Annotated in this window: 23 protein-coding genes; 6 read left to right on the plus strand and 17 right to left on the minus strand. The window is 72.9% G+C overall.

The window, feature by feature from the left end; translation table 11 throughout:
* Positions 1–110: 110 nt before the first annotated feature.
* Positions 111–713 (plus strand): NAD(P)H:quinone oxidoreductase, encoded by a 603-nt coding sequence (gene wrbA / locus BMY19_RS23785; RefSeq protein ID WP_012320764.1) that lies wholly within the window; start codon positions 111–113, stop codon positions 711–713.
* A 133-nt stretch (positions 714–846) separates the two neighbouring features.
* On the opposite strand, the gene BMY19_RS23790 is transcribed toward wrbA, so the two are convergent.
* Entirely contained in the window at positions 847–1,845 is a 999-nt protein-coding gene (locus tag BMY19_RS23790) for an L-threonylcarbamoyladenylate synthase (RefSeq protein ID WP_100253181.1), read from the minus strand.
* Between the two features lie 137 nt (positions 1,846–1,982).
* Here BMY19_RS23790 and BMY19_RS23795 point away from each other — a divergent pair, with 137 nt between their 5' ends.
* The 5 genes from BMY19_RS23795 (at position 1,983) to BMY19_RS23815 (ending at position 7,735) form a co-directional block, all read left to right on the plus strand.
* Positions 1,983–3,722: an acyl-CoA dehydrogenase family protein gene (locus BMY19_RS23795; protein WP_100253157.1), complete on the plus strand. Its 1,740-nt coding sequence runs from the start codon at positions 1,983–1,985 to the stop codon at positions 3,720–3,722.
* Between the two features lie 10 nt (positions 3,723–3,732).
* Positions 3,733–4,497, plus strand: a complete 765-nt coding sequence (locus BMY19_RS23800; RefSeq protein ID WP_100253158.1) for an enoyl-CoA hydratase-related protein — start codon at positions 3,733–3,735, stop codon at positions 4,495–4,497.
* Between the two features lie 32 nt (positions 4,498–4,529).
* Positions 4,530–5,336, plus strand: a complete 807-nt coding sequence (locus BMY19_RS23805) for an SDR family NAD(P)-dependent oxidoreductase (RefSeq protein WP_100253182.1) — start codon at positions 4,530–4,532, stop codon at positions 5,334–5,336.
* Positions 5,337–5,600: 264 nt separating this feature from the next.
* Positions 5,601–7,286: a B12-binding domain-containing radical SAM protein gene (locus BMY19_RS23810; RefSeq protein ID WP_056526299.1), complete on the plus strand. Its 1,686-nt coding sequence runs from the start codon at positions 5,601–5,603 to the stop codon at positions 7,284–7,286.
* Positions 7,287–7,414: 128 nt separating this feature from the next.
* On the plus strand, positions 7,415–7,735 hold the full coding sequence (locus BMY19_RS23815) for a DMT family transporter (RefSeq protein WP_091683019.1): 321 nt from the start codon (positions 7,415–7,417) through the stop codon (positions 7,733–7,735).
* Positions 7,736–7,750: 15 nt separating this feature from the next.
* Here BMY19_RS23815 and BMY19_RS23820 read toward each other — a convergent pair whose 3' ends face one another.
* The 16 genes from BMY19_RS23820 to BMY19_RS23895 all read right to left on the minus strand — a co-directional run bounded on the left by BMY19_RS23820 (position 7,751) and on the right by BMY19_RS23895 (position 25,491).
* Positions 7,751–9,436 carry a methyl-accepting chemotaxis protein gene (locus tag BMY19_RS23820; RefSeq protein ID WP_056526293.1) on the minus strand — a complete coding sequence of 562 codons (1,686 nt, stop codon included), beginning with the start codon at positions 9,434–9,436 and terminating at the stop codon, positions 7,751–7,753.
* Between the two features lie 97 nt (positions 9,437–9,533).
* Positions 9,534–10,538, minus strand: coding sequence for a magnesium transporter CorA family protein (locus BMY19_RS23825; protein ID WP_012320756.1), 1,005 nt, complete (start codon positions 10,536–10,538; stop codon positions 9,534–9,536).
* A 138-nt stretch (positions 10,539–10,676) separates the two neighbouring features.
* Positions 10,677–11,924, minus strand: coding sequence for a methyl-accepting chemotaxis protein (locus BMY19_RS23830; protein WP_139215689.1), 1,248 nt, complete (start codon positions 11,922–11,924; stop codon positions 10,677–10,679).
* Positions 11,925–12,017: 93 nt separating this feature from the next.
* The gene (locus tag BMY19_RS23835; protein WP_100253160.1) at positions 12,018–12,386 is read right to left on the minus strand and encodes a response regulator; all 369 of its coding nucleotides are present in this window, start codon (positions 12,384–12,386) and stop codon (positions 12,018–12,020) included.
* Between the two features lie 51 nt (positions 12,387–12,437).
* Positions 12,438–13,235 carry a ParA family protein gene (locus BMY19_RS23840; protein WP_100253161.1) on the minus strand — a complete coding sequence of 266 codons (798 nt, stop codon included), beginning with the start codon at positions 13,233–13,235 and terminating at the stop codon, positions 12,438–12,440.
* Entirely contained in the window at positions 13,232–13,501 is a 270-nt protein-coding gene (locus BMY19_RS23845) for a hypothetical protein (RefSeq protein ID WP_042672513.1), read from the minus strand. Before BMY19_RS23845 ends, BMY19_RS23840 begins: the two co-directional genes overlap by 4 nt.
* Positions 13,501–16,083 (minus strand): chemotaxis protein CheA, encoded by a 2,583-nt coding sequence (locus BMY19_RS23850; protein WP_100253162.1) that lies wholly within the window; start codon positions 16,081–16,083, stop codon positions 13,501–13,503. The genes BMY19_RS23845 and BMY19_RS23850 overlap by 1 nt, the downstream gene beginning before the upstream one ends.
* The gene (locus tag BMY19_RS23855) at positions 16,080–16,451 is read right to left on the minus strand and encodes a response regulator transcription factor (protein ID WP_020095615.1); all 372 of its coding nucleotides are present in this window, start codon (positions 16,449–16,451) and stop codon (positions 16,080–16,082) included. Before BMY19_RS23855 ends, BMY19_RS23850 begins: the two co-directional genes overlap by 4 nt.
* 1 nt (position 16,452) lies before the next feature.
* Positions 16,453–17,316, minus strand: coding sequence for a CheR family methyltransferase (locus tag BMY19_RS23860; RefSeq protein WP_100253163.1), 864 nt, complete (start codon positions 17,314–17,316; stop codon positions 16,453–16,455).
* Positions 17,317–17,328: 12 nt separating this feature from the next.
* On the minus strand, positions 17,329–17,928 hold the full coding sequence (locus tag BMY19_RS23865; RefSeq protein ID WP_100253164.1) for a HEAT repeat domain-containing protein: 600 nt from the start codon (positions 17,926–17,928) through the stop codon (positions 17,329–17,331).
* A gap of 19 nt (positions 17,929–17,947) precedes the next feature.
* Positions 17,948–19,003, minus strand: coding sequence for a chemotaxis-specific protein-glutamate methyltransferase CheB (gene cheB, locus BMY19_RS23870; protein WP_100253165.1), 1,056 nt, complete (start codon positions 19,001–19,003; stop codon positions 17,948–17,950).
* A 50-nt stretch (positions 19,004–19,053) separates the two neighbouring features.
* Positions 19,054–20,637 (minus strand): chemotaxis protein CheW, encoded by a 1,584-nt coding sequence (locus BMY19_RS23875; RefSeq protein ID WP_100253166.1) that lies wholly within the window; start codon positions 20,635–20,637, stop codon positions 19,054–19,056.
* Positions 20,638–20,691: 54 nt separating this feature from the next.
* A complete protein-coding gene (locus BMY19_RS23880) occupies positions 20,692–22,620 on the minus strand; it encodes a methyl-accepting chemotaxis protein (protein WP_100253167.1) in 1,929 nt (642 codons plus the stop codon).
* 491 nt (positions 22,621–23,111) lie between these two features.
* Entirely contained in the window at positions 23,112–23,384 is a 273-nt protein-coding gene (locus tag BMY19_RS23885; RefSeq protein ID WP_100253168.1) for a hypothetical protein, read from the minus strand.
* A 53-nt stretch (positions 23,385–23,437) separates the two neighbouring features.
* Positions 23,438–24,703 carry a class I SAM-dependent RNA methyltransferase gene (locus tag BMY19_RS23890; RefSeq protein WP_100253169.1) on the minus strand — a complete coding sequence of 422 codons (1,266 nt, stop codon included), beginning with the start codon at positions 24,701–24,703 and terminating at the stop codon, positions 23,438–23,440.
* Entirely contained in the window at positions 24,700–25,491 is a 792-nt protein-coding gene (locus BMY19_RS23895; RefSeq protein ID WP_170855252.1) for a TlyA family RNA methyltransferase, read from the minus strand. Before BMY19_RS23895 ends, BMY19_RS23890 begins: the two co-directional genes overlap by 4 nt.
* Positions 25,492–25,597: the final 106 nt, after the last annotated feature.

Here is a 25,597-nt window from a genome sequence, read left to right on the forward strand (position 1 = left end):
ATCAATCTTGCACGTCGGGGCATTCTTGCAAGGCGGCAAATGCGCGATGGAGTGGCCTTCCGCTGGCCGACGATTCGGCCGGACGTCCGACACGCAGGAGAGATCACCCGATGGCGAAGGTTCTGGTGCTGTACTACTCGACCTACGGTCACGTGGAGCAGATGGCCTACGCCGTCGCCGAGGGCGCCCGCGAGACGGGGGCCGAGGTCGTCGTGAAGCGCGTGCCGGAGTTGGTCCCGGAGGAGGTCGCCCGGCAGAACCATTTCAAGCTCGATCAGGCGGCGCCGGTCGCGACGGTCGCCGAACTCGCCGATTACGACGCGATCATCTTCGGCACGCCGACCCGCTACGGCAACATGGCCTCGCAGATGAAGCAGTTCATCGACCAGACCGGCGGGCTCTGGATGAAGGGCGCGCTGGTCGGCAAGGTCGGCTCGGTCTTCACCTCCACGGCCTCGCAGCACGGCGGCCAGGAGACGACGCTGACGAGCTTCCACACGGTGCTGTTCCATCACGGCATGGTGGTGGTCGGCCTGCCCTACAGCTTCCAGGGGCAGGCGGGCGTCGAGGCGGTGAAGGGCAACACGCCCTACGGCGCCAGCACGATCGCGGACGGCGACGGCTCCCGCCAGCCGAGCGCCGTCGAGCTGGAGGGCGCGCGGTTCCAGGGCCGCCACGTGGCGGGCATTGCCGCCAAGCTGGCCCGAGACTGAGAAGCCAAGAAAAAAGGCTCGGATTGCTCCGAGCCTGAAAGGAAAAAGGCCATTGGGGGCTGAGAAGGCCTTCGTGATCAGTAAACGGATCAGGCCGAACTCTGTTCCGCGGCCGGCGAAAAATTCTCCGCCGTCAGCGGGGCGCGGCCGCCCGGGCGAGGCGGTCGCGGATCGCCTCGCCGAGGCCCTCCGCGGGAATGGGCGCCACCGCGATGGTCTCGGCCCCCGAGGCGTCGAGGTCCCGCAGGGCGCCGAACAGCCGGGATGCGGCCTCCGCGGGGTCGCCCGCCGGGCTCAGGTTGAGACTGGCGCGCGCGGTCTCGTGACCGGCCGGGGGGCGGGGCCCGAACAGCAGGACCGCCTCGCCGGGCTCGACCCGCACCGCGTCGAGGCGGACCCGCGCCCGCGGCGCGTAGTGCGAGGCGAGCATGCCCGGGCCCGCCGGCCGGTCGGCATCCGCCGCCGCGGGCGCCGCCGGATCGAGGCCGAGCACCGCCCGGAGCGCCGCCCGGGTGACGCCGCCGGGCCGCAGCAGCCGCGGCGTGCCGCCGAGGCAGGCCACCACCGTCGACTCGACGCCCACCGGCGTGTCGCCGCCGTCGAGCACCGCGGCGATGCGGCCGGCGAGATCGTCGAGGACGTGGGCGGCCCGGGTCGGGCTCACCCGCCCGGAGCGGTTGGCCGAGGGCGCCGCGACCGGCCGCCCGACCTCGGCGAGGAGCGCGCGCGCGAGCGGGTGCGCCGGAACCCGCAGGGCGAGGCTCGGCAGGCCGGCGCGGGCGAGGTCGCAGACCCGCGTGCCCGCGTGCGCCGGGACCACCAGGGTCAGGGGGCCGGGCCAGAAGGCCTCCGCGAGGCGGCGCGCCGGCGCGTCGAAGACCCCCTCCGCCAGGGCCGCCGCCGCGTCGGGCAGGTGCGAGATCAGCGGGTTGAAGCGCGGCCGCGCCTTGGCGGCGAAGATGCCCGTCACCGCGGCGGGGTCGGTGGCGTCCGCCCCGAGCCCGTAGACGGTCTCGGTGGGGAAGGCGACGAGGCAGCCCGCCCGCAGGAGCGCGGCGGCCTCGGCGAGGCCGGCCGCGTCGGCGGGGAGCCGCCGGGTCGCGGCCGGGACCGTTGACCCGGGATCGTTCATGCGGGAAGCCGTCTCCGAGGTCATGGCGGTGCGAGCCCCGCGCGCCTATCCTCGCCCCGCCCTAGCGCCGGTGCGCGGGCGCGGTCAAACCCGCCCCGGATCGAACGCGCGGGCGGGCCGCCACACGGGAGGATCGTATGAGTTACCGCGCCCCGGTCCCCGAGATGCTCTTCACGCTGCGGCACGTGGCCGGGCTCGACGCGGTCGATCCCGACGATGCCGAGGCGATCCTGACCGAGGCCGGGCGGATCGCAGCCGGCGTGATCGCGCCGCTCAACCGGGTCGGCGACCGGCACGGCACTCCCTTCGCGGACGGGGAGGTCACCACGCCGCCCGGCTGGCGCGAGGCCTACCGCACCTTCACGGAGGGCGGCTGGAACGGGCTCTCGGCCGAGGCCGACCACGGCGGGCAGGGCCTGCCGAAGCTGATCGAGGCCGCCTGCACCGAGATGTGGAACGGCGCCAACCTCGCCTTCGGCCTCTGCCCGCTCCTGACCCAGGGCGGCATCGAGGCGCTCGCGGCCCACGGCTCGGACGACCTGAAGGCGCGCTACCTCGAGAAGCTGGTCTCGGGCGCGTGGCCCGCCACCATGAACCTGACCGAGCCGCAGGCGGGCTCCGACCTCGCCCTGCTGCGCACCCGGGCCGTGCCGGCGGGCGACGGCACCTACCGGATCACCGGCAACAAGATCTACATCACCTACGGCGAGCACGACCTCGCCGACAACATCGTCCACCTCGTCCTGGCCCGTCTGCCCGACGCGCCCGCCGGCACGCGGGGCATCTCCCTGTTCCTGGTGCCGAAGGTGCTGCCGGACGGCACCCGCAACGACCTGCGCTGCTCCGGCATCGAGCACAAGCTCGGCATCCACGCCTCGCCGACCTGCTCGATGGCGTTCGGCGACGGCGGCGGCGCCACCGGCTGGCTGATCGGCCAGGAGAACAAGGGGCTGGCCTGCATGTTCACGATGATGAACGCGGCGCGGCTCAATGTCGGCCTGCAGGGCGTCGGAATCGCCGAGGCCGCGACCCAGCGGGCGCTCGCCTACGCGCAGGAGCGCCGCCAGGGCAAGGCGGTGGGCGCCGCCGAGGCGACCAGCCCGATCGCCGCCCATCCGGACGTGCAGCGCATGCTGCTCACCATGAAGGCCTCGACGGCCGCCGCCCGCGCCATCTGCTACCTCACCGCCGCGGCCCTCGACGCGTCGAAGGGGCCGGAGGGGCAGGCGGCCCTGGACCGCGCCTCGCTGCTGACCCCGGTCGCGAAGGCGTTCGCGACGGACCTCGCCAACGAGGTGACCTCGCTCGGCGTGCAGGTCCACGGCGGCATGGGCTTCGTGGAGGAGACCGGCGCGGCGCAGCTCATGCGCGACGCCCGCATCCTCGGCATCTACGAGGGGACCAACGGCATCCAGGCCATCGACCTCACCGCCCGCAAGCTGCCGCTGAACGGCGGGGGCACCGCGCAGTCGCAGATCGCCTGGATGCGCCGGGCCGCGGAGGGGCTGCTCAAGGCCGGCGACCCCGCCTTCGGCCACATGGCGGCGCGGCTGCGCGACGGGATCGGCAGCCTCGACCGGGCGACGAGCCACCAGCTCGCCGCGCTGAGCTCGAACCGCCCCGAGGCGGCGCTCGCTGGCGCGACGCCGTACCTGCGCCTGTTCGGCCTGACGCTGGGCGCCGCCTGCCTCGCCCGGGCGGCGCTCGCCGCGAGCGCCGCCCGGAAGGCCGGCGAGACGGACCCGGCGCACGCGGCCCGCATCGCCCTCGCCCGGTTCTACGCCGAGAACCTCCTGGTGGCCGCCTCCGGCCTGGAGCAGGCGGTGGTCGAGGGCGGCGCCTTCACGGACGACGCCGCCCTGGCGCTGGCGGTTTGAGGAGCGGATCATGGCCGAACCCGTCACGATCGACGACCTCGCGGGCGGCGTCCGCCTGATCACCCTGAACCGCCCCGAGAAGAAGAACGCCCTCACGGGCGCCATGTACGACGCGATGCGCGCGGGCCTGACGGAGGCCGACGCGTCGGACGCGGTCGGCGCCGTGGTCTTCGCCGGGCAGCCCGGCATGTTCAGCGCCGGTAACGACCTCGCCGATTTCATGGGGCATGCCGGTGATGGATTCAGTTCCTCGCCGGCGCTGGCCTTCATCCGCCAGCTCGCCCGGACCCGCACCCCGATGGTGGCGGCGGTCGACGGGATCGCGGTCGGCATCGGCGCGACCCTCTGCCTGCACTGCGACCTCGTCTACGCGAGCCCGGCGGCGCGCCTGCGCATGCCCTTCGTCGAGCTCGGCCTCGTGCCGGAGGCGGCGTCGAGCTACCTGCTGCCCCTGCGGGTCGGCCGGCTCCGGGCGACCGAGCTGCTGCTCCTGTCCCGGCCGCTGGAGGCCGACGAGGCGCAGGCGCTCGGCCTCGTCAACGCGGTGCTGCCCGCCGACATGCTGGTCGAGCAGGCCATCGCGCAGGCGGCGCGCCTCGCCGCCCTGCCGCGCGGGGCGCTGACGGCTTCCCGGGCGCTGATCCGGGGCGACCAGGCGCAGGTCGAGGCGGCCCTGGAGGCGGAGGCCCGAGCCTTCGACGCGCAGCTGCGCTCGCCCGAATCCCAGGAGCGGCTCGCCGCCTTCCTCAACCGCGCCAAGCCCGCCTCGGCGTGAGCGCGCCCGACCTCTCCCAGAAGATCTGCCTCGTGGCGGGCGCGTCGCGGGGCGTCGGCCGGGGGCTCGCCCGGGCGCTGGGAGAGGGGGGGGCCACGGTGATCGTCACGGCCCGCTCCAGCGAGACCGGCCCGCGCACCGAGATGCGCGCGGAGGCGATCGAGGATACGGCCCGCGCGGTCGACGCGGCCGGCGGGCGCGGGCACCATTACCTGTGCGACCACCGCTCCGAGCGCGCCACCGACGCGCTGGTCCACTGGGCTCTGCGCCGGTTCGGGCGGATCGACGTCGCGGCCTGCAGCGTGTGGAGCGGCAACGAGGGCTACGACGGCGAGCGCTACCCGGACGGGGCCGGCTGGGGCACGCCGTTCTGGCGCCGCTCGGCGGAGCCGTACATCGGCCTCCTCGAGGCCGGGCCGCTGCCGGCCCTGCTGCTCGCCCGGGCGGTCGCCCCCGCCATGGTGGCGGCGCGAGCCGGGCTGCTGGCGCTCGTCTCCTTCGGGACCGAGGATTACCTCGGCGACGTGTTCTACGATTCCGCCAAGGCCGCGACCAACCGGCTGACCCTGGCCTTCGCCCGGGAACTCGCGCCCCACGGCGTCACCGCCCTCGGCCTCTCGCCGGGCTTCGTCGCCACCGAGCGGGCGCGCGATCTCGGTCAGGAGCAACACGCCACCGAGAGCCCGCTCTACGCCGGCCGGGCGCTCGCGGCGCTCGCCGCCGACCCCGACATCGCCGCCCGGGCGGGCGCCGTGCTGCATGCCGGCGACCTCGCGCGGATCTACGGCTTCACCGACGCCGACGGAACGCGGCCGGAGCGGTTCCGCGTCGGGCCGTGACAGGCCGTGACGGGCCGGGACGGTTTTGGCGGGACCTGTCGCCCGAATGGCGCAGCCCCGCGGCAAACGGGCCGGATCCGCCCCAGGACCCGTCGGCGGGGTTGATTCGCGGGGCCCGGACGCGCGTCCTGTCGGGATCGGCGGCTCCGATTGCTGCGGGAGCGAAAAACGGCCTTAATTCGCCCGCAGGTCAGGGGAGCGATCCTGTACCCGCCCCGATCTCCGGTCGGGCCGGGACCGTGCGTGTGAACGAGGGAAACTGGCATGTCGGAAGCGAACACGGCCCCGCGCGTGCTGATGGTGTTCCCGAAGTTCTACGAAAACTCGATGTGGAACTTCAAAGAGGCCATGGAGCTGCAGGGCGCCCGCGCGCCGGCGCCGCCGCTGGGCCTCATCACGCTGGCCGCGATGCTGCCGCCGGCCTGGCAGGTGACGCTCGTCAACCGCAACTGCGAGGAACTGACGGACGCGCAGATCCAGGCCGCCGACCTCGTGATGACCGGCGGCATGCTGCCCCAGGAGCCGGACTGCCTCGTGGTCATCGACCGCTGCGTGGCGCTCGGAACCCCGGTCTGCGTCGGCGGCCCGGCCCCGACCTCGACGCCGGAGGTCTACGACAAGGCCGACTTCCTGGTGCTGGGCGAGGCCGAGGGCATTCTCGACAAGTTCGTGGCCGCCTGGGAGGCCGGCGAGCGCCGCGGCCGGCTCACGGCCGAGAAGTTCAAGGCCGACGTCACCAAGAGCCCGATCCCGCGCTTCGACCTGCTGACCTTCAGCCACTACCTCTACATCGGCGTCCAGTTCTCGCGCGGCTGCCCGTTCACCTGCGAGTTCTGCGACATCATCGAGCTCTACGGCCGCGCCCCGCGGACCAAGACCACGCCGCAGATGCTGGCGGAGCTCGACCGGCTCTACGGCCTCGGCTACCGCGGGCACGTCGACTTCGTCGACGACAACCTGATCGGCAACAAGAAGGCGATCAAACTGTTCCTGCCCCACCTGATCAAGTGGCAGGAGGAGCACGGCTACCCGTTCAAGTTCTCCACCGAGGCCTCGCTGAACCTCGCGGACGACGACGAGCTGCTCGGGATGATGCGGGACGCGAATTTCTTCGCCCTGTTCACGGGGATCGAGACGCCCGACGAGGCGACGCTGATCCAGACGCAGAAGAAGCAGAACACCAAGCGCTCGATCGCCGACAGCGTGCACAAGCTCTACGAGCACGGCATGTTCGTCACGGCCGGCTTCATCGTCGGCTTCGACACCGAGAAGGACAGCATCAGCAAGGCGATGTCGCTGTGCATCGGCCAGACCGGCATCCCGATCGCCATGGTCGGCCTGCTCTTCGCGCTGCCGAACACGCAGCTCTCGCGCCGCCTGCGCAAGGAGGGCCGCCTCTACGAGAACTACGCGGCGACCACCGCCGACCAGGGCGACCAGTGCACGCAGGGCATCAACTTCGTGACCCTGCGGCCGCAGCGCGACGTGCTGGCCGACTACCGCGACGTCCTCCAGGAGATCTACGACCCGCCGAACTTCTTCGACCGGGTCCGGGTGGTCGCCCGGCGGGTGAAGCGGCCGAAATTCGCCGCCCAGAAGCTCAACTGGGGCCACATCGCCCACGATCTCTACTCGCTGCTGCGGGTGTGCTGGCGGATGACCGTGCGGCGTCCGGAACTCGCCAAGCACTTCTGGAGCGTGTTCCTGGAGACCGCCCGCCGCAACCCGGCCGCCCTGGAGGCCGTGGTCACCAACATGGTGATCTACCTCCACGTCTACCCGTTCTCGCGCTACGTCATCCGCGAGATCAACGGCCGGATCGCCGACCTCGATGCCGGCCGCTGGGTGCAGCCGCCGGTCCTGGCGCCCGAGGCGGAGACCTGCAAGGCGCCGCCGGTCGGCAAGGTGGTGGCCAAGGCCGAGGTCAAGCACCTCGCCGCGGTGGCCTGAGGGATCCGCGGCCGCCGCGCTTGCGGGCTCGGCCGATCATCGCTAGCTGACCCGCCGCGAGGCCACGTCCTCCCCCCGCCGCGCGGGGCACAAGTCCGGGACGGCCCGGCCCTTTCGGGAGGGCCGCCGTGGCCTGGATCTATCTCGTCACCGCGGGCGTGCTGGAGGTCGTCTGGGCCTTCGCGATGAAGCAGTCGGAGGGCTTCACGCGCCTCTGGCCGACCGCCATCATGGCCGTGTCGATGGCCGGCAGCGTCGGCTTCCTAGCGCTGGCCATGCGCACGCTGCCCCTGGGCACCGCCTACACGATCTGGACCGGAATCGGCGCGGTCGGCGCCTTCCTGGTCGGCATCGCCGTGCTGGGGGAGCAGGCGAGCGCCAGCCGGATCCTCGCGGCCGGCCTGATCGGCTCCGGGCTCGTCCTGATGAAGCTGTCGAGCCCCGGCTGAGCCTGAGGCCGAGCCTCAGGCCGCGCGCACGGTGTGCAGGAAGGCGTCGATCTCCCGGCGCAGCTCGGCGGCCTCCTCCGAGAGGCTCGACGCCGAGGCCAGCATCCGCGTGGCGGCCGTACCCGTGTCGTCGGCCGCCCGCGCCACCGCGTCGATCGTCCCGGTGACCGCGCCGGTCCCGGACGCCGCCTCGGCCACGTTCCGGGCGATCTCCCGGGTCGCCGCGCCCTGCTGCTCGACTGCGGCCGCGATCGAGGTCGCCACCCCGTCGATCTCGCGGATGCGCGCCGTGATCCCGTCGATCGCGTCCACGGTCTGCCCGGTCGCGCCCTGGATGCGGCCGACCTGACCGGCGATCTCCTCGGTGGCCCGGGCGGTCTGGGCGGCGAGCTGCTTCACCTCGCTGGCGACCACCGCGAAGCCGCGCCCCGCATCGCCGGCGCGGGCTGCCTCGATCGTGGCGTTGAGCGCCAGCAGGTTCGTCTGGCCGGCGATGTCGGTGATGAGGCGCACGACGTCGCCGATCCGGCCCGCGGCGGTGCTCAGTTCCTGCACGAGGCCGGCCGTGTCGCCGGCCTGGACCACCGCGCTCCGGGCGAGTTCGGCGGACCCGTCCACCTGGCGGCCGATTTCCTGCACCGAGGCGCCGAGTTCCTCCGCGGCCGCCGCGACCGTGCCGACATGCTGGGCGGCCTCCTGGGCGGCACCCGCCACCGTGGCCGAGCGCTCGGCCGTGTGCGTGGCCGTGCCGCTCATCGCCTCGGCGTCGGCCCGCAGGCCGAGGGCGGCGTCCGCCACCCGGGCCAGCACGCCGCCGACCGCGGCCTCGAAGGACTCGGCCATGGCGTGGACCGCGCGCCGGCGCTGCGCCTCGGCGCCGTCCCGCGCCAGGGCGGTCTCCCGCTCCAGGGCACGGGTGTGGATCAGGTTGTCCTTGAAGACCTGCACGGCCGCCGCCATCGCGCCGATCTCGTCGCGGCGCCCCGTATGCGGGACCGGCACGGTCTCGTCGCCCTCGGCGAGGCGGCCCATCGCGCCGGTCATGCGCTCGATGGGGCGCGCGATCCCGAACAGGGCGAACAGCATCGCGGCCGCCGCGACCGCGAGGCCGACCACCGTGGCGATCAGCGCGATCAGCTTGGCCCGCGTCGCCGCCTGCACGGTCTGGGTGACGTTGGCCTCGGTCTGGCCCCGCGCCGCCGCGATCGACTCGGTCAGGCTGGCCACCGCGGCGTCGTTCTGCGCCCCCGTCGCGGGATCGAGCACGAGCGCGAGGGCGCCCGGCTGGTCGCCCGCGATCATCAGCTCGACCACCTGCAGCTGGATGTTCTGGTAGGCGTTCCAGGCATTGGTGAAGCGCTCGTAGATCGCGCGGGCCTGCGGGCTCGTCAGGCGGTCCTGATAGGCTTGCCGGAGGCCGGACAACTCGCCGAGGGCGTCGGTCAGCGCCGTCTGGTTCCTGTCCAGGGCCGCCGCGTCGGGCGAGGCCACCGCGAGCCGGTAGAGCCGCAGGCGCGCGTCCCGCACGGCCGTCCCGATGGCCTCGGCCTGGTTCTGCGCGGGCAGGGCCTGCTGCGAGATGGCCGCGGCGTTCCGCTCGATCTCCGACAGGCTCACGACGCTGGCGATGCCCTGGCCGACGGCGGCGAGGGCGAGCAGGCCGATGGCACCGGCGAGGACCGTCTTGAGGGAGAAGCGCATGGGAGGTTCCGTCTTCGCGGCCGCGTCGCGCCTTCAGGCCCCACCATGCTCCCGCAGAGGTCTTAAGATTCTGTCGGCTCTATACCAGCATTTGTTGTCAGAGCCACTTCTTCCACCGAAAGAAAAAGTAGGGAAATACGGCGGCCACGACCATCATGATCAGCGCCATCGGATATCCGAAGGCGAAATCTAGTTCCGGTATGGACTTAAAATTCATGCCGTAGATCGACGCGATCAGCGTCGGGGGCATGAAGACGACGGCCATGACCGAGAACAGCTTGATGATGTTGTTCTGCTCGAGGTTGACGAGCCCCAAAGTCGCGTCGAGCAGGAATTGGATCTTCGTCGACAGGAAGGTGGCGTGCTCCTCGAGGGACTGAAGATCCCGCAGGGTCGAGCGCACGTCCTCGCGCAGGTCGCGCGGGGCCTTGTTGGTCCGGTAAGTCGCCGACAGCGAGAGCAGGATCCGCTCCATGGAGACGAGGCTCTCGCGCTGCTTGGAAATGAGATCGCCGTGCCGGCCCAGCGCCCGCAGCGTGTCCTGCAGCGCGGTGTTGCGGGCGGAGGGGTCCTCCTGCACTTCGAAGATCTTGCCCGACAGGCGGTCGATGCGCTCGCCCTGGAGCTGCAGAACGTCGGCGGCGCGGTCGATCACCGCCTCGATCAGCCCGGCCAGGATAGATTCGCCCGAGGGTGTCGAGGCGCCGCCGTTGCCCATCGAGCGCCCGGCGCGCTGCGTGTACATGCGGAAGGCCTGCGGCTCCTCGTGGCGCACCGTCACCAGCCGGTTGCCGCGCAGGATGAAGGTGATGCCGGCCAGCCCCGGCTCCTCGGCGTCGCTGACCTTCGAGAGCACCCGGCCGGTCATGTAGCGGGCGCCGTCCTCGACGTAGAGCAGCTCCGAGGGCTCGATGTCCTTCATCTCCTCGCGGGTCGGCACCTCGATGCCCGCGAACGACTCGACCTTCAGTTCCTCCTCGCGGCTCGGGCGGATCAGATCGAGCCAGACCGTGTCCTCGGGGATCGTGTCCTGGAGATCGATGACGCGGCGCTCAAGCAGCGTGGCTCCGGCGCCGACGGCGGGCTGGTGGATGAAGATCACGTACGGGTCTCGGATGCGGATCGGTCACGGGACAGCGCGGGGCCGCAGCCCGCATCCGGCACCGCGACGGTCGATGCAAGCTGTGCCGCGGATGTGGCGCTGTTTTCTGACGCTTCCGTGACATCGCGGCCCGCCCCGTCAGAACAGCTCGATGTCGGGCGCTGCCGGGTCGAGGGCTTGGTCGACGACTTGGTCGAGGGCCTGGGCGTCGACGCGGCGCTGGATCTGGGTGACGTAGCGCGCCCGCGCGGTCTCGAGGATCGCTGCCGGCGCGCTCGTCCGCCCCGGCCCGGTGCCGATCAGTCGCCGGCGCAGGCCGTCGAGGTAGAGCTGCAGCGCCGCGTTGGCGGCGTCGACCGTCTCGATCTGCTGGCGGACGACGTCCTGGAACTGAACTTGGCCGAAGACCGACAGCACCTCGTCGCCCACCGCCGCATTCTGCGCCTTGACCTCGGCGAGGTCCGTCCGCGCCATCCCGAGGAGGACCCGGGTGGTCGTCTCGGCGATCCCGCCGAGTTCGGCCATCAGCGCGCGGAGGCGCTCCTGCTCGGTGCGGGTCGCGTCGTCTCCGCGATCGGCGATCAGCACCCGGCTGATCGTCTGCTGCGCGTCCGCCACCTGCACGCGCGCCTCGGCCATCGCGGTCTGGGAGGTCTGCGCGAGATCCTGGAGCTCCCGGGCGATGACCCGGAAGCCGGCTCCGTGGGCCCCGGCGCGGGCCGCCTCGATGTTGGCGTTGAGCGCCAGCATCCGGGTCGCCGCTCCGACCTTCTCGAGGCTGAGGATCAGGGCATCGAGCCCGCGCATCTGCCCGACGGCCACTTCGACGGTGCCGCGTTCCTCGCGGGTCTCGTTCAAGCGCCGGTCGAGATAGGCGCCGAGGGCCGCCGCCAGGGATTGCAGCGCGGCGTCGCTCTGCTCGGCGAAGCCGACGATGCGGTCGTGCGCGCCGCCGATGCAGGCGGCGCTGCGCGCCTGGGCGGCGTCGAGCCTCTGCAGCGAGGCGAGGATCGCCGCGGCGGCCGCCTCGGTCTGCGCGACGATGCTGCGCAGCTGCTCGCCCGTCACGGCGAAATAGGGGTCGAGGTCGCCGAGATCCCGGGCCACGGCCTCGGCGCAGGCCGCTCCGTGCGCCGGGGCGGCCGCCGGTTCGGCCCGAAGCGTGACCGCCATCGGCGGGGCATCCGGCTCGACCGCGCGGCAGGACGGTTGCAGCCCGCGGGTCACGAGGCCCCCGCAGAGCGCGGCGGCGGCCGCGAAGAGGAGCTGCGCCGGCTGCGCGATCCCCAGGATCAGCGGGACGGCCCCGACCGCGCCGCCGGCCGCGGCACTGAGCAGGAGCGTCCGCAGCTCGGTCTTCGCGGAGGGACGGGCAGCAATCTGCATCGCGGGAACGGTCATTCGGTCGGAAGCGGTGGCGCGGGGCCGGGCGAGGCCGAGGCCCGCGGAGCGGGCTTCAGCGGAGAGGGGTCGCCCGGATCAGGCGGCGCGGCGCTGAATCGCGGGGGCGACCTGTGTGAGGACCTGCAGCAGCTTGTCGGCCTGGACCGGCTTCACCAGCCAGCCGGTCGCCCCCGCCTGACGCGCGCCGTCGCGCTTCTCCTGCTGCGATTCCGTCGTGAGAACGAGCATCGGCGTGAAGCGGGTCGGCGCGAGCTTCCGCAACTCCTGGATCAACTGGACGCCGTCCATGCCGGGCATGTGGAAGTCCGTGATCACGAGGGCCGGCTTCAGGCCTGCCTTGACCTTCGCGAGTGCCGTCTCGGCATCGGCAGACTGTTCGGTTTCATATCCCGAACTGCGAAGTATTCCTGACATGCTCGAAAGAATGGTCGGTGAGTCGTCCACCAGTAATATCGTATTCATTTCTCGCTCTGAACTCCATGTCTGTGCGAACGGCTAAGTTTTAATCGTTCCAATCTGCCCGGCAATGCATTTTTCCATGACGTGGTCGCATAACAGCTCGAAGTCCTGCACCGCCCGCGCACGGGGCTTCACGTACCGAAACGGCTGTCCACACCCGAAGGCCTCCGCCAGAGCGATGTCCGTGCGGATCCCCGGCAGGAGGCGCTCCCGGCCGAACCGGCTCGCGAGCTGCTCGAGGGCCTCCCGCTGCATCGTGATCCGGAGATCCACCTGCACCGGCACGATCGAGAGGCCGCGCAGACCGGGATTGAGGATCGTCGCCACCCGGAAGAACGCGCGCGCGAACTGCCCGACGCCGTCCACCGCGAGGTGGCTGAGCTGCGTCGGAACCAGGACGTGGTGCGCGCTCGCCAGGGCGCTGATCAGCAGGGCGTCGGCTGTCGGTGCGGTGTCGATCAGGATCACCGCGTAATCCGTCGCCAGGGGCTTCAGCGCCGCCGCGAGGCCGAGGGGCGCGACGGCGCCGTCGGGGCCCGAGAAGCCGCGATCGGCCGGCAGCACGTCCACGTTCGGCACGGCGGTGCGCCGCACGGCGCGCCCGAGATCCGTCACCCCGGTGCCGCGGAACAGGTCGTGCACCGTCGGCTCGCCGGGCCTCGCCCGCACGCCGAAGCCGAGGCCGGCATGGCCCTGGCTGTCGAGGTCGACGAGCAGCACCCGCCGGCCGCGCTCCGCGAGGCTTGCGGCGAGATTCACGGCCGTCGTGGTCTTGGCGGTACCGCCCTTGCGGTTCGCCACGGCGAGGATGCGCTCGGTCCCCGGCTCGGTCATCCGCGCTCGGCCTCCGCGGCGCCTTCCGCGGCGGCCTCGGGCAGCGCGGCCAGGCAGGCCGCCGGCACGGCTCCGGCCGGCCGGCCGCGGAGGGCGGGTGCCGCGACCATCAGCACCTGTAGGACCGCCGTGTGGAGCCACGCCGCGCCGGTGAGGTCGACGACGGCCTCCGGGGTGGCGCGCAGGATATCGAGCAGCGGCTCGGCATCCTCGACCGGGCAGTGGCCCGAGAGCCGGATGCGGGCGCCGCTGTGTTCGAGGGCCATCAGAGCAGATCCGACAGGTTGAGGACGAGGAGAACCCTTCCGTCGCCGAGGAGCGCCGTCCCGGAGAAGCCCGCGAGGCCGGCGAGGAGACCGTCGAGGGGCCGCACGATGACCTCCATGCGCTCGCGGAAGCCGTCGACCACGATGCCGACCCGCTCGCGTCCGACACGGGCGACCATGACGGCCTCCTCTTCCGGCGGCGCGTCCGAGGCCGCCGGGAGGCCCAGGCTGTCGGCGAGCCGGATCAGGGGGATCATCGCGTCCCGCAGGACGAAGGTCTCGCGCTGCTTGATCCGGTGGATCTGGTCCCGCGGAACCTTCACGGTCTCGGCCACCGCGTCCATGGCGACCCCGTATTGCTGGCCCCGCGCCACCACGGTGACGATGCGGGTCACCGCCATGGTCAGGGGCAGCTGCACGGTCACGCAGGTGCCCGCGCCCGGCTGGCTCGCGAGCCAGACGTCGCCGCCCGCCCTGCGCACCGCGCTGCGCACGACGTCCATACCGACGCCCCGACCCGAGAGGTCCGAGACCTGATCCCGCGTCGAGAAGCCGGGCGCGAAGACGAGGTTGACGAGATCCTCCGCGGTCATCTGGGCGGCCTGATCCGGGCCGATCAGGCCGCTGCGCAGCGCCTTCTCGCGGACCGCCTCCGGGTCGATGCCGCGGCCGTCATCCGCCACCTCGATGATGACGTTGTCGTTCTCCTGCCGCGCCGCGAGCCGCAGGGTGCCGCGCGCCGGCTTCCCGGCGGCGATCCGGATCGCGGGGGTCTCGATGCCGTGATCGAGGGCGTTGCGGACCATGTGGATCAGCGGGTCGGCGAGGCTCTCCAGCACGTTCTTGTCGGCCTCGGTCTCCTCGCCCAGGATCACCAGCTCGACCTCCTTGCCGAGCTTGCGCGTGATGTCGCGGACGAGCCGGGGGAAGCGCTGGAAGACCTGGCTCACCGGCATCATGCGGATCGCCATGACGCCGACCTGCAAGCTCTGGGCGATCCGGTCGATGACCGCGTACTGCTCCTTGATCTCCCGACCGAGCTGGCGCGAGCCGCTGACCTGCTCGACGCGCCCGGCGAGATACGCGAGCCCGTTCTTGGCGACCGTCAGCTCGGCCGCGAAGTTCATCAGGGCGTCGACCTTGCCCTGCTCGACCCGCAGCATGCGCGCCGGACCCTTGGCGTCGGGGCCGGATCCCTCCGGGGCATCGCGCGGCTCGGTCGCCGGCGGCGGGGCCGCGGTGGGCCGCGGCGCGGGCTCTCCGAAGGGTGTCGGCATCGGCGGTGCGGCGGCCGCGCCGCTCGCCACGCCGCGGAGGACGGCGCCGAGGGTCTCGGTGGCGCCCGCGCGCGCTCGGCCCAGGGCTGCATCCAGGGCGGCGGCCCGGCCCGGCGCCAGATGCGGCAGACAGCGCCGCACCACCGTGCGTACGGACTCGAACCGGCCCACCGCGACGGCCGGGTCCGTCGGCACGGCCAGCATCTCGGCCTGCGCGGCGAGGATCGCCTCTGCCTGCTGGCGCAGGGCGAGGTCCGGGGCGGGCGCGTCTGCGGGCGGCCGATCGGTCGGCGGCGAACTCGAGGCCGGCCGCGGCCCGCCGAGGTCGGCGGCGAGGCGGCGCAGCGTCTCGGTCTCCGCCGTGGCGGCCAGCGCCGCGATCCAGCGCAGGGCGCAGGCCTGCCGGGTCCCGGCGCCGACGATCCCCAGCAGGGCGGCGGCGGCGGCGGCGAGGTCCGCCCGGGCGTCCTCGGCGAGGAGCGTCCCGGCCCGCGCGGCGAAGTCGCCGAACACCTCGGCCTCATCCTCCGTCCCGGTCAGGACGATCAGGTCGTCCGGCCGGATCGCGCCGACCCGGGCCTGATCGGCGACGTAGCGCAGATGATCGGCGACCGCCTCGGCGTCGGCGACGCACAGAACCTCGAAGCGGAGCCAGCTCAGCACCGGGTCGCAGGTCTCCGGCGACGGGGTTGCGGCGCGCGGCCGTACCCGCAGCGCGACGAGGCCCGGGGCCTGCGCCACAAGATGGGCCGGGTCGTCGCCGCGGAAGAAGCAGGTCTCGTCGGGCTCGTAGTGCCAGGCGGTCAGGGGGGCGCCCGAGGCCGCGGCGCGCCTCCAGGCGGCCTGCCTGTCCGCCTCGGGGAGGTCGGCGAGCCAGTCCGGCGGCCCGTAATCGGCCCGCGCGACGGCGGCCTCGATCGCCGCGGGGAGCCACGCCCGCAGGGCCATCACCCGGCTCGCCATCACGGCGTCGGCGTCGTCCGGCAGGACCGCGCGGCTCTCCAAGACGTCGATCCAGTGGCCGACCAGATCGAGGCTGTCGAGGAGCCCGTCCACGATGGCGGGTTCCAGGACGAGCGTGCCGGCCCGGACCTCGACCAGAAGGTCCTCGGCCGCGTGGACCAGATGGGTCAGCGGCGCGATCTCAAACAGGCCGGACGTGCCCTTGAGGGTGTGCACCGCCCGGAAGACGTCGTCGAGGGATTCGGCGCCCGGCGACTTCTCCAGGGCCAGCATGCCGCTCCCCGCGCGCTCCAGGAGCTCGCGGGCCTCGGGGATGAACTGGGCGAGCAGGGCGTTGGTCACGGTGCGGCTCCGGCCATCACGGTGGCGACCGCGACGAGGGCGTCCGGGCGCACCGGCTTGACGAGGTAGAGGTTGGCGCCCGCCGCGAAGGCCCGCGCGCGGTCGGCGCCGGCGCTCTCCGTGGAGATCATCACGGCCGGCACCGCCTGGAGCTCCGGCATGGTCCGGCCCTGCCGCAGGAAGGCGTAGCCGTCCATCTTGGGCATGTTCACGTCGACGAGGACCAGGTCGAAGCCCTCGGCGACGGCCTTCTCCAGGCCCTCGTAGCCGTTCACGGCCTCCTCGACCGCGAAGCCGGCCTCTTCCAGCACGTCGCGGTAGTACAGGCGCACCGTGGTGGCGTCGTCGATGACGAGGATCCTGGCCATGTCAGGCCTCCGCGCTCAGGGGCTTCTGGTAGACGATCGCCTCCGCGAACTTCCGGAGGTCGAACAGCGCGGAGATCCGGCTCATCGACTCGGAATGGCCGAGGCAGACGAAGCCGCCGGGATCGAGCGCCTCGTAGAGCGTCTGGGCGGCGCCGCGGCGGGACGCGTCGTCGAAGTAGATCAGCAGGTTGCGGCAGAACACGACGTCGAAGCCGCGGAACTGCCGGGTCGAGAGCGGGTCCGAGAGGTTGACTCGCGCGAAGGCGATCGACTCGCGGATGTCCGGGATCACCTCGTGGGCGCCCTGCACCCGCCGGGTGTAGCGCTCCAGGGTCGCCCGGGGGACGTGCTGGACCGCGCGGTCGCCGTAGAGGCCGCGCTTGGCTTGGTCGAGCACGGCGGTGTCGATGTCCGAGGCGACGATCTCGATGTCGTACCGGTCGACCTCCGGCCACGTGTCGAGGAGCTGGAAGGCGATCGAGTAGGGCTCCTCGCCGGTCGAGCAGGGCACCGACCAGATCCGCACCGGCTCGCCCGGCCGCTTGCGCCGGGTGACCTCCGGGAGGATCGACCGGACGAGGCAGCGGAACTGGTACTCCTCGCGGTAGAAGTAGGTCTCGTTGACGGTCATCAGGTTGACGAGCGTCTGGAACTCCTGGCCGCTGGCCTGAAATCGCAGGGCGTTGAAGTAGTCGCGGAAGACCGGCAGCGCGCTCGCGAGCATCCGCTCCTGCAGGCGCTTGTCGACGAAGTAGCGCTTGTTGTCGGCGAACATGATGCCGGTCTTGCGGTAGAAGAAGTCGCGGAAGCGGACGAAGTCGGCATCGGTGACGACGGGCGTCGGCGGCGGGAACGGTGCGGTCATGCCGGCCGCCGGTCAGGTGATGCGGCGGCAGGCGGCCCTGGCCGCGAAGCGCAGGAACGGCGCGTCGGGGAAGCGGGCGGCGGCGGCCTCGATCTCCGGCACCATCTCGGGCGTGCCGATCTCGGCGAGCACGTCGAGGGCGGCGGCGCAGACGTTGACGTGCCCGTCCTCGGCCAGGACCCGGCGGGCGTAGGTCGCGGCCGCCGGGTGGCGCAGGGAGACCAGCACGTTCACCGCGAAGATCCGGCGGTCGCTGTCGGGATCGGCGAGGGCCCGCTCGAGGGCGCCGAGCACCGCCGCGTCCATCTCCTGCAGCGTCTCGATCGCGGCGTTGCGCAGCCAGACGTCCTCCGAGCCCAGCAGGCCGAACAGGCGCTCGGCCGCCGCCGGGGTGCCGATGCGGCCGAGGGCGCCGAGGATCGCCTCGCCGACGCTCCGGTCCGCCTCGCGGCCGAGGCGGTCGGCCAGCAGGCCGGCGGCGTCGGGATCGGCGGCCAGGCGATGGGCCGCGTCGCGGCGCCCGGCGGCCGTCGGGCCCTCTAGGGCGATCCGGGGATCCTCCAGGGCTTCCGCCGGCGCGGGGAGGGCGGGGTGCTTGCGGACCAGGGCCATGGCAGTCTCGGTGTCGATCTCAGGAGAGCCAGCCGACGAGCTGGGCCGGGATGGAGCGGGCGGGCAGCGTCAGGGTCGCGCCGCCGAGGCGGATCAGCTCGGCCGGCATGCCGAACACGACGGCGCTCGACTCGGCCTCCGCGATGGTGCGGCCGCCGGCAGCCCGCAGGGCCGCCAGGGCGGCGGCGCCGTCGTCGCCCATGCCGGTGAGTTCGACGCCGATCAGGGCTTCGGGCGGCAGGTGATCCCGGGCGCTGCGGACGAGGCGGTCGACGCTGGGGTGCCAGCGCAGGGCCGGGTCGCTCGGGACAGTGGCGACCGCGAGCCGGCCGAGCCGGCGCTCGATCACCACGTCGGCGTCGCCTCGGCCGATGTAGACGCGGCCCGCCGCGAGGGGGACCGGGGCGGTCACCTCCACCACCTCCAGGGCGCAGAGGCGGTCCAGACGCTGGGCGAAGGCCCCCGTGAAGGAGCCCGGCATGTGCTGGGCGATCACGACCGGCCAGGGCAGGTCGGCCGGAAGCTCCGGCAGGATCTCCTCCAGCGTCCGCGGTCCCCCGGTCGACACGCCGATCAGGACGCAGCCCTCCACGCGGGCCGCGGCCCGGGGCGCCGGGCGGCGCTTCGCGATCTCGCCGCGCCCGCGCCGGACCCGGTCGAGGAGGCCGCGGGCGCGGCGGGGCTTGGCCCGGGCCGCGACGCGGACCTTGGCGACCATCTCGTCCCGGACCTCGCCGATGTTGAGGGAGACGGTGCCGCCGGGCTTCTCCACGTAATCGACGGCGCCGAGCTGCATCGCCTCCAGGGTCACGGCGGCGCTCTCGCGGGTCAGCGACGAGACCATGACCACCGGGCGCGGGCGCGCCGCCATGATCTCGCCGAGGCAGGTGAGCCCGTCCATCTCGGGCATGTTGATGTCGAGGGTGATCACGTCGGGCTCGAAGCTGTCGATCTGGTCCAGGGCGTCGCGGCCGTTGCGCGCCGTGCGCACCTCGAACTGGCCCGTCTCCTCGAAGATCAGGCGAAGGTGTTTGCGCATCAGGGCGGAGTCGTCGACGATCAGGAGCTTGGGCATGGCGGGTTGCGTGGCAGGAGCGGCCTCGGACCGGGCCCGGAGACGGCGGCTCAGGCCGCCTGCAGATCCGCGACCTCGTGCCGGCTGAGGAGCCGGTCGACGTTCACCATCAGGATGATCCGCTTGGCGGCGGCGAGGTTGGCGACCCGCTCCACGGCGCTGTCTTCGTCCTGCGCGAGGTCCGGCGCCGGCACGATGGCCGAGCGGGGGATCTTCAGGACCTCCGAGACCGAGTCGACGATGAAGCCGGTCCGCACCCCCGCGATCGCGAAGACCATGATGCGCTGGCGGTCGTTGCGCGCGGCCTCCGGGAGCCGGAAGCGGCGGCGCTGGTCGACCACCGGCAGCACCGCCCCCCGCAGGTTGACGATGCCCTCGATGAAGCCGGGCGTCCGCGGCACGTGGGTGAGCTGCTCGGGGACGCGGACGATCTCGTGCACGGCGTCGATCGGCACGCCGTACTCCTCGTCCGCCAGGCGGAAGACGACGAACTGCTCCTCCTCGTCGGCGCGCGTCGGCGCAGTCGCGGTCTGACGTTCCTGCACGGGTCCCTCCTCTGCGGCTCCGAGGCCGGCGAGGCCGCCGGCGATCCCGGTGGTGGCGAACAGGCGGGCGGCCGACAGGATCGAGACCAGCCGCTTGCCGCCGCCGAGCCGGCAGATCGCCTCGACCTCGCGCAGCGCGTCGCCCTGCGCGAGCAGGTCGGGCAGCGGGTCGACCACCGCGCGGGGCACCCGCAGCACCTCCTTCACCGTGTCGGTGACGATGCCGACGGAGCCGGCGGATTCCCGGGAGGCGACCACCACGATCCGGTTCTGCTCTCCCAGGGGCACGCCCGGCAGCCCGAACAGCGCCCGCAGGCTGACCAGGGGCAGCAACCGGTCGCGCAGGTTGATCACACCGATGACGTGGCGCTCGGCCTTCGGCAGTTCGCTGACGCGGTCGGGGACCTGGACGATCTCCTGCACCTGCTCGATCGGCAGGGCGTATTCCTGGCCCGCGAGCTCGAAGGACACGAGCTGGATCTCGTCGGAGAGCTCGGCCTCGCCCTCCGGCCGCGCCGAGGCCGCGCCGCCGGCCTCGATCGGCCCGACCGCGTTCCGTCCACCCGACCCGCCCTCTGCGCCGGCGCGCCCGGACCCGCTGCGCTGCAGCAGGCGCCCGAGATCGATGATCAGCACGATGCCGGCCGGCCGCTTGATCACGCCCGCGAGCAGCTCGGTCGCCGCGGTGGCGGTGAGGCCGTCGGTCCCCTCGATCTCCCCGGGCTCGGCGGTGATCACGCTCGCCATCCGGTCGACCACGAAGCCGGAGGTCCCGCCGGCGCCGCCGCCGTCGCCGGACCCCTGGCCGACCACGACCACCCGGGCGGCGTCGTCGTGGACCCGGTCGGGCAGCTCGAACAGCCGCCGCAGGCTCGCCACCGGCAGGACCGAGCCGCGCAGGTTGGCCAGTCCCACCAGGGCGGGGGGTGCCAGGGGAACGTCGACCATGTCGGGCAGGCGGATGATCTCCTGCACCTCCGCGAGGGGCACCGCGTAGGTTTCGCGGGCGACGTGGAAGGTCACGAACTGGAGCGCGGAGGCGGTCTCCGACCGGTCGGTCGCGGCCGAGGCTGGGGCGTCGTTGGACATGGCGGGCTCCGGGCTGAGCAGGATTCGGGTGGGGCCGTCCCGGCCGGGCGCGTCTCAGTCCTGGTTCTGGAGTTCGTCGGCCAGCGACGCGACCTCCTCGATGGCGGCGGCGAGTTCCTCCGCGCCGTTCGCCTGCTCGCGGGCGGCCTGCTGCGCCTCGTTCACCGCCTGGCCGCCCTGGCGGGCCGCCGTGGCGATCAGGTCGACGCCGCGCTTCGCCTCCTCGACGTTGCGGATGATCAGGTCGGCGCCCTGGAGGATCTGCCGGTTGCCGTCGAGCACCACGCCCATGTCGTCGGCGGTGGTCTCGAGGTCGCGGGTGATCGCCCGGTTCTTCTCGACCTCGGCGGCGGCCGCCGCGGAGATCGCCTCCAGGTCCCGGCGCACCACCACGATCTGGTCCTGGATCGCCTTCACGAGGTCCTTGATCCGCTCCGCGTTCTCCGAGGAATCCCGGGCGAGGTTGCGGATGTCGGTGGACACCACCATGAAGCCCTTGCCGAACTCGCCGGCCCGGGCCGCCTCGATCGAGCCGTTCACCGCCAGCATGTTGGTCTGGATCGCCACCGTGGTGATCGCGTCGACGATCTTGTCGATCTTCCGGCTCACCTGCTCCAGGGCGTTGATCTGCTCTCGGCTCCGGTCGGTCTCCGCGAGGGCATTGCCGACGCCCGCGACCAGTCCGTCCACCGCGGCCCGGTTCTCCTGAAGCTGGCTCGTGATCAGGCCGCCCTTCTCCAGGGCGCCGCGGGCGCTGTCCTGGGCGAGGAGCGCTCCCTTCTCGATCTGCGCGATCGCGGCCGCCGATTGCTGCGCGGCCGCCGTCTGCTGCTGGGCGCCCCGGTCGATCTGGTCGAGCGCCGTGGTGATCTGCGCGGCGGCCCGGTTGATCTCCTCCACCGCCGAGGACAGCTCCTCGGCCGCCGAGGCGACCTCCTCGGCGCTCTTGCCGACGTCGGTGGCGTTCTTCAGCTCGTCCGCCAGGGTCGCGAGCTCGGTGGCAGCCTGCTCGCTCTCCCCGAGGGCGGTGGTCTGCTGCTCGATGGTCTTGAGCGATTGCTGGCAGGCGGAGGATTGCTCCTCGGCCGCCGCCGCGATCAGCTCGGACCCCTTCTGCGCCTCGACCGCGGCCCTCTCAGACTCGACGGCCACCCGGGCGATGGTCTCGGCGCCGCGCATGATCTCGACCATGGCCTGCCGCACCGCCTCGAGCTGGGCGGTGATCGTCTCGCCCCGCGCGACCTCTTGGCGCGCGCCCTCGGCCGCGCGGTTGATGCCCTCGGCGATGACCTTCACGTCTTCCTGGATCCGGCCGATCAGCGCCTGGATCTCCTGGGCGCTGCGCTCGGAGGTCTCCGCCAAGGTGCGGACCTCGTCGGCGACCACCGCGAAGCCCTTGCCGTGCTGGCCGGCCCGGGCCGCCTCGATGGCGGCGTTCAGGGCCAGGAGATTGGTCTGGTCGGCGATACGGGCGACGGCGCGGACGATGTCGCCGATATTGGCCGCCTGCCGCTCCAGCTCGACGATCAGCGTGACCGAGGCCGCCTGACGCTCGGCCGCCGTGGCGATCGAGCCGACGCTGAGCCGGATCTGCTGGCTCACGGCGGCGATGAGTCCCTGAAGCGCCTCCGATTTCTGGCGCGAGGTCTCGGCCTCGGTGCGAGCGGTGCCGATCGCCTCCGACACGGTCGTGACGGCGCGCTGCGACTGCTCGGAGGCCCCGGCCGCCTCCTCGGCGCCGGCGGCGATCTGCTCCATCGCCTTGCGCAGCTCCTCGGCCGCCGACGAGGCCTCGGCGACGCCGCTGGCGAGCTGGGTTGTCGCCGCCGCGATGCGCTCCGCCGCCTTCTGCTGCTTGGCGAAGGTCCGGGCCTTGCGCCGGCTCTCCTCGTTGAGGCGCCCGAGCTGGCTCAGACTGGCCGGCTCGCCCTTCCGGACCTGCGCGTGCGATCCCGACAGGGCGGCTTTCTTCACGAGGGCCATGGCGGCGTTTCCTTCACTTGAAGTCGCGGCTGTACGTCGCCGCCCCCAGGCTAGGACCCGCGACGCGCAAGTCTTACGAAGCATCAAGTTGCGAATCAATAAACGAGAACACGATTTTTGAGCAATGATTCGCTCTAAGGACCTCCATATCCGTGAATATGAAGATCAATATTTGGAGTATATCTACAAAAATACTGGCTTGAAGATAGGATATTGGGTTATGAAGATGGATATATTTGCAACCAATATGGAAATATGCGCTGGCAACAATCCTGCTCGCCGGTCGCTGCTGTATCGAGCCGGCGGTTTGGCCAAGCCCCTCGGCGGACCCGCGGGGCCCGCAGGCCGGAGCGAGCGCGATCTGAAGTTCCGCGCCGCCCGAGGTCGCGCCGAATGGAGAGCCGTTTGCGGGGCACGGCCCAGTCGAACACCGCGGCCCGGACAGGCGATGGCCTGAGCGGGAACCCGGCCCGAGCGACCCCGACCCGATCTCAGTTGCAGCCGTCGCAGATGCTGCCTTCGATCTTGTCGGTCAGAGCGCGCTCGCGCCGCCGCTGCTCCGGGGTCGGCACCTCGCCGGGGCCGAGGGATGTGCCGGGCGGCTTGGTGACGCCGAGGCTGTTGGTGTTCGGCGCCGTGATGGTCGAGGCCGGGCCGCCGCCCGTGCCGGTCTGGTCGGGCGCTCGCGTCTGCGCCGCGAGCGGGGTGATGAGGGCGAGGCTCAGCGCACCGAGCGTCGCGGTACCGAGGAATCCGCGGATCATGGAAGGTCTCCCGTCGCCGGGAGAACGGGAAACGTGGCCGCCGGTTGCGTGGCCTAGCGCCGCCGCGCCGTCTCGCGCCGGAACACCCCGACCATCTCGACATGGCCCGAATGGCGGAACTGGTCGACCGGCGTGACGGTCTCCAGCCGGTAACCGCCGGCGACCAGCGTCGCCGCGTCCCGCGCGAAGGTTCCGGCGTCGCAGGCGATGCCGATCACCAGGGGCACGCGGGCGGCGGCAAGCTGGCGGGCCTGCGCCTCCGCGCCGGCCCGGGGCGGGTCGAACACCACCGCGTCGAAGGCGTCGAGTTCGGGGGGTAGCAGGGGCCGGCGGAACAGGTCGCGGCGCTCGCTGCTGATCTTGCGCAGGCCCGCGGCGGCGCGCGCGGCCCGCTCGAGGCCCGCGAGGGCCGCGGCATCGGATTCGACGGCGTGGACCGCGGCCGTCCGGGCGATCGCCAGCGTCAGCGGCCCGCAGCCCGCGAACAGGTCGGCGACGCGCCGGATGCGGGGGCCGAGGGCCGCCAGGGTCAGGTCGCAGAGCGTCGCCTGACCGGCCGCGGTCGCCTGCAGGAAGCCGCCGGGGGCCGGGTAGAGGCGCGTCGCCGCGGCGGGGCCGTCCGCCGTGACCGAGACCGGCTCGGCCTCCATCAGGCGCTCGCCGTGCAGGGAGAGCCGGGCGAGGCCGAGTTCGCCGGCGATCCGCACCAGTGCGGCGCCGACGCCGGCGCTGACCGGTCCGTGACCGCGCAGGTCGACGTCCAGGCCCTGGTCGGTGGCCGTCACGGCGACGTCGAGGGGCTTGCGCCCGTGGCCCAGCGGGGCGGCGAGGCGGCGCGCGACCTCCGGGGCCGGGTGGAGCGCCGGCACGGTGATCGGGCAATGGTCGATCGGCACCAGCGCGTGGCTGCGCGCCGCCATCAGCCCGGCCTCGGCCCGGCCGCCGATCTCGCGCACGTGCAGGGTAAGGCGGCGGCGGCCCGCCCCGTGGGCGTCGATCGCCGGACCGGGCGTCACATCGAGGCGCGCCTGGGACAGGGCCTGGGCGACGAGGTCGCGCTTCCAGGCGAGCTCCGCGGGCCGCGCCAGGTGCTGGGTGCGGCAGCCGCCGCAGCGCATGTAGTAGGGGCAGAACGGCGCCACCCGGTCTGGAGAGGCCTGCGCGACGCCGAGCAGCGCGGCGCGTCGCGCCTCGCGGCGGATCTCCGCGCGCTCCCCGGGAAGCGTGTAGGGCACCGGGGTGCCGTCCGCGGCGATCCCGTCGCCGCGGGCGCCGAGCCCCCGGATCTTGACCGTCTCGCTATCTGTTGTCTCGCTCACCGCAACCTCGCGCCGATCAGGAACTCGGCGTTGCCGTCGCCGCCCGGCACCGGCGAGTCGATCAGGCCCAGGATCGCCGCGCCGAGCCCCTCCAGGGTCCCGCGGACGGCCGCGCAGACCTCGGCGTGGACCGCCGGATCGCGCACGAGCCCGCCGCGGCCGACCCGGGCGCGGCCGGCCTCGAATTGCGGTTTGATCAGCGCGACGATCGCCGATCCCGGCCTCAGCAGGCCCGGGAGGACCGGCAGCACGAGGCGCAGGCCGATGAAGCTCACGTCCACGCTCGCCAGCTCGGGGGGCGGCACGAGGGCGTCCGCGCCGAGGTCGCGGATGTCGGTGCTCTCGCGGTTGGTCACGCGCGGGTCCCCGGCGAGGCGCGGATGGAGCTGCCCCCGGCCCACGTCGAGGGCGTGGACGTGGCGCGCCCCGCGGGCGAGCAGCACGTCGGTGAAGCCACCCGTCGAGGCGCCGACGTCGAGGGCGACGCGGCCGGCCGGATCGACGCCGAACGCGTCCAAGGCGGCGGCGAGCTTGAGGCCGCCGCGGGACGCGTAGGGATGCTCGGCTTCCGCCTCGACCCGCGCGCCCGGGGCGATCGGGTCCGAGGCGCGCGCGAGCGGGCGCCCGTCGACCCGCACGAGCCCGGCACGGATCGCCGCTTGGGCCCGGGCGCGGCTCTCGAAATGGCCGTGCGCCACGAGGTACAGGTCGGCGCGCCGCGGCGCAGGGTTCTCCGCGGGATCGTCCGCGGGGGCCGCGCGGTCCGGGCTGGTCCGGTCTCGGGTCATCGGGGCTTCGTGCGGTTCCGGCAGGTCTGCGGCGGAGGTTTCGGGCCGCCGCCCTGTCGAAGGCCGGCGCGCTCCCTAACTAGACCGGGCCGGAAAGGAGAGCCAC

This window comes from Methylobacterium sp. UNC300MFChir4.1, assembly GCF_900110155.1.
Lineage (GTDB): Bacteria > Pseudomonadota > Alphaproteobacteria > Rhizobiales > Beijerinckiaceae > Methylobacterium.